At 42.1% G+C, this 4,929-nt stretch carries 2 protein-coding genes; both read left to right on the top strand.

The features are described from left to right. Positions 1 to 694 precede the first annotated feature (694 nt). Entirely contained in the window at positions 695 to 4,453 is a 3,759-nt protein-coding gene (locus A5N85_RS16985; RefSeq protein WP_072576762.1) for a M10 family metallopeptidase C-terminal domain-containing protein, read from the top strand. Between the two features lie 8 nt (positions 4,454 to 4,461). After that, a partial coding sequence (locus A5N85_RS07965) for a toxin-activating lysine-acyltransferase (RefSeq protein WP_084601702.1) occupies positions 4,462 to 4,929 on the top strand: 468 nt, incomplete at its 3' end.

Here is a 4,929-nt window from a genome sequence, read left to right as displayed (position 1 = left end):
RTAACTTGTTTAGTGGACTTTTACTATATTTCAGCTGATAAAGCAGCTTCAGTTAGCTATTTGATTAGTGGGGCAAGCACTCCGTCAGTACCTGTGATGGGTTTGCCTGCTTGGATAGCTTTTAAGGCTTTGTTAAAGTCAAAGTTTTGCATACTGTCATTCCTTGTGTTTTGAGTAGCTTAGAGGAATGACACAGAATTTTGAACGGTCTCTTGACGAACCACTTTAAGGCGTTTGACTTACTCTTCCATTACATTAATTATGGCTGGGTTTGATCAGCATACTTTTCAAACCACCACCCTCTATTTTGTGGTTTTTTGCAAAGGTTTCAAAATATTGAAGTGGTATTCTTTTACAAAAATCACTCAGTATACTTTTTAAATCACTAAAAATTATTATTAACTACAGATCATTTTCTGTTAGAATAAAAGCACATGATAGAAAAGTATTTCCGTATTTGCTTCGTTGTGGGCTCTCATTGATTTTATCTTTTGGAGTAGTGGGTTAAAGTATGCTGGGTGATTTTTGTAAAAAAATACCACTTCAACATGCTGATATTTGAGTATTTTGTTACTGTTTAAATTATTGGATCATAGTCCAGCATACTTTTCAAACCACTACCTCTTTTGGATGTCTGCTTTTATGTCGTTTATTTTGCTTTTAGAAAGTTTGATTTAGTTAAAGGATTCTTGCAATGACTATTCCAAATCTTGGAACATTACAAAATGATTTCGATACGGTAGCTGATTCGGCAGTTACCATTACCACCACTGATATGTTGGACAAAACGAGAGTGGTATCTCGGTCTTTTGATTTGCTGAGCAATACCTCTAGCATGATAAAAAGTATCGTGGGCACAGTACAGTCAGAAAATGCGGTTGCCGCTAAAGTACTCGATTTAATGAATATGCTATTCAATACCACGCAAGGCGTTATTAAAGCAGTTGATGCCAATACATCAGCGGATATTGCCAATGCCACGATCTATTTAGTCGGGCAATCCAATGCCGTTTTGCGTCAATTATTAGACCTCGCTGGCAGCAATACAGGCATCGGTAAAACCTTTCAAAATGCGCTCGATAGCGAACTTAGCGCCATCACAACCGCCGCGGAAAATATCGCCAATGCCAGCGATGCTGATAACAAAGGCGATATTGCCATCGCATCATTTGATTTGATTTCACGCGTCAGCAATTTGGTCTCCAACACGTTAAAAGACGAAAGTCTTGGTTTAGATGCCGATGTTGTCAGCTCGGTGAACGAGTTATCAAACTCTGTGCTTGATACCGCCAAAGCCATCACGCATTTAATCCAAGTTGACCCAACGACTGCTGACGGTAAATTAGCGATTGCCAATAGCTCGTTTGAGCTCGCACAGACAGCCAATCAAATTGCCTCAAGCATCATTGGGCTATCGGGTAAATCAAGTGACTTAACCAACCAGATTTCTAAAACAACCAACGATATTTTAGGTGTTGCCAAAGACAATCTTATCGCTATCGGTAGCGATATTGCAGCTATTATTGACGCCGACGCGCTCACTGAAAAAGGCGTGCAAATTATCGTTGATAAATCACTGTCTATCACGGGCGAAGTCAATGGCTTTGTCTCGGGGATATTGAGCGCCATCGGAAAAGACACTACAGGCTCTGCTGCCGCTTCTGCTGTCACCAGCAACATGATTGATATTGGGCGCTCAATTGCCAAATTAATTCAAACCGACCCCAACAGCACCGATGGACAAGCAGCAATTGCCGAAGGCTCGATTAAACTTATCGGTAACGTCAACAGCTTAGTCGGTGAGATACTTAATATCGCTGAGGCATCGACTGCCGTATCAGATGCTATCACCTTGTCAGCAGGCGGGATTTTAGGGGAATTATCAGGCTTGGTCGGCTCGGCGATTCGCTTAAAAGATTGGTCGAATATGAGTTACTCAGAGCAAGTTGCTGTAGGACTTGACGTTGGTTTAAAATCAGTAGGGACCGTTGCCACTAGTGTGAGCGTTATCGGTGATTCTATTGCCAAAATTCTCGGCACCACGACTATATTACCGCAAATTGGCGCTGCTGTTTCAGGCTTGGCGCTCGCGGCAAGCCCTTTAGAGATCAAAGGGCTTATTGATGAAAATGTCCATGTGAAAGAAGTCAATAAATTAGGCGATGAAACGCAAATATTCGGCTACGAAGGAGATAAAATCCTTGCTGATTTACTGCATGAAAAATTTGTCTTAAATACTGCTTATACCGCAACTGATATTGCACTCAACATCACCACTACTGCAATTTCCACCGCAGCGGCGGCCTCCGTTGTAGGGGCGCCAGTTGCTGCAGTGGTAGGCGTGGTGCGTGGTGTTATCGGCGGTATTTTAGCTGCAGTCAAACAACCTTCGCTAGAAGTTATCGCCGACCGCTACGCGCAAAAGATTAGAGATTATGGCGACGTCACGGCATTCTTTAATACCAACAAAGAAGCCTTATTGAATCAGTTCTACCAAACCGATGCTGTGCGCGATTCATTTAAACAGTTGCAAAATTTTTACAAAGTTGATAGCGTCATCACCCTCGATGGTGCTGCTAGTAGCAGCACCGCGATGGAATTGGCTGCGCACACCAAACTCATCGACCAAATGAATAAAGCTAATAATTACGCCCAACTCATCAGAGATGGCGAAATTAATAAAGACGATTCCGCAAAATATCTGACTATGGACAGCCTAACAGGCGTGCTCACCATTAATACACCAAAAGATAGTTTGATTAAATTCAATTCGCCGCTGTTTACTCCGGGGGCAGAAGAATCAACGCGGAAGCAAGTTGGCAAAAATGCTTATTACACTGATTTAATGATTAATGGTCCTGACAAACACACAATTATTGATGGTGACAGTAGTAATATTTTCATTTCAAACGATCGTTATGCATCTGTACTTTACGATAGTGAAGGACAAATCATCAAAAATATTCACCTTGATATTAATGCTGGTGGTGGCAACGATATCTATGTCGCTGATAGTGGTGTTGCTATAGTTGATGGCGGTACAGGTATTGATAGTGTTAGCTACAACAGCAAAACTATTCATGGCATAGTTGTTCGTGGAAAAGAAGAGGCCGGATACATTGTAGTAAAAAATATCCATGATGCTGTTGTGACTTCTGAAAAATTGTCTGCCAAAGATATTGAATACGGTAAACGCACCGAAACTGTCGAATATCGCGATCTCAGCATCGAAACCAAATCATTTGAAAACAGTGATATACTGAAAAATATAGAAATTATCAGCGCTAGTGATTACGATGATTATCTCTACGGCAGTCATGGCGATGATTATTTCCTCGGGCAAGATGGTAACGATGTACTATTTGGCCATGATGGCAACGATACCCTATTCGGTGGCGAGGGCAACGACAAACTAGACGGTGGCAATGGTCGCGATAAATTGAACGGTGGCTTGGGGGTTGATATCGTCGATGGCGGCGATGGCAATGACGTCATTTTACAAGATGATGCTATTTCATCAGATACGCTCAACGGCGGTCATGGTGTTGATACCCTTGATTTATCGGGCTTAGTTACTGATGCTGCCGGTAAAGGCGTCACTGTCGACTTGCGCGCGAGCAAACTACAAAAAGGTAGCGTCCAAGACCACATCATGTCGTTTGAAAACGTTATCGGTAGCTCCGGCGACGATGTTATACATGGCAACGAACAGGATAATATGCTTGTTAGCGGTGATGGCAATGACATACTCTATGGTTATCGTGGCAATGATTTATTTATCGGAAATGGAGGTAATAACCACTTTTACGGTGGCGAGGGAAACGATATTTATCTATTATCCGTCTTCGGTGAACAGCACGTTATCGACAGTGAGGGTAATAACGTCGTGAAACTTATGGCACCTAAAGACGATGATTTAACCATGCAGTTCTATCGCGATAGCGGTGGCGACGTCACCTTGCAATTTAGCGAAACATTGAGTAACGTACTGGGTAGCATAAATATTGCACAAGCCGATGACTTTGGTTTTTTCACTATTGGCGAGGGGTACTATGTTGACTTAAGCTCAGGTGAAATTCGCTATGTCCTATCGGGTGACCAAGCAGAAGCCGATCTCGTACAAAATGCACTTAATATCAACAAGGGTGAACAATTGGGTATCTATGCAACTGCCAAAGAAAATACCATTATCTTGGATGATAACTACCACTATGCCATTAATGTCTACGAGAACACTCAAACCGATATCACAGGTTTTGAAGTCGGCAGAGACAAGCTTAAATTATCATTATTCAATGGTTCTGCGGACTCTCTTAGCTTTAGTGGTTATGATGATGATAATGGCGATGTCTTCGTGGCTTATGATGATACACGAGTCACTTTATACGGTGCCGGCAGTATTGATAATGTTGGTAAATCACTACTAGATCTTGTCAATATGTATATTGTGTAATGTTTGATATGGATACGCAATTTGATACTTTAGGCAAAGTGCTATGGATTTGGGGTTGCTCACCTTTACACCGTCGCTGGCCGATTGAATCAGCGATTCATTATGTGCTTCCTGCGATTGAGCATCAGCAATTTCGCTTATTAGTTGGTTCAGATGGTATCCCCCGTGGATATACCAGCTGGGCATGGCTCAATGCCAATAGCGAAAAGCGTTATATCGCCAACCCTAATTCACTACGCCCAGAAGATTGGCACAATGGTAAACGTTTGTGGTTTATTGACTTTATTTCACCGTTTGGCTTTCTCTATACGGCACAATTGCGGCGTTTAATGGGTGAAGTACACGGCAACAGCTATTTAGCACACTCTATCCGTTTGCGCGATAACGGCAAAGCCCAATTAGTTGAACACGTAGCAGGCAGCACTGATATACAAAAAAGTCAGACGTTAAAAAACGCTTTTTACGAAGAAATTAAA

It is taken from the genome of Suttonella ornithocola, assembly GCF_001889065.1.
Lineage (GTDB): Bacteria > Pseudomonadota > Gammaproteobacteria > Cardiobacteriales > Cardiobacteriaceae > Suttonella_A > Suttonella_A ornithocola.
The sequence above is the reverse complement of the archived record's forward strand: the minus strand, read 5'-3'. Positions and strand labels throughout refer to the sequence as shown.

Bases quoted from the DNA above. Each gene is read 5' to 3' on its own strand.
- A5N85_RS16985 (WP_072576762.1), top strand. From the start codon at position 695: ATGACTATTCCAAATCTTGGAACATTACAAAATGATTTCGATACGGTA.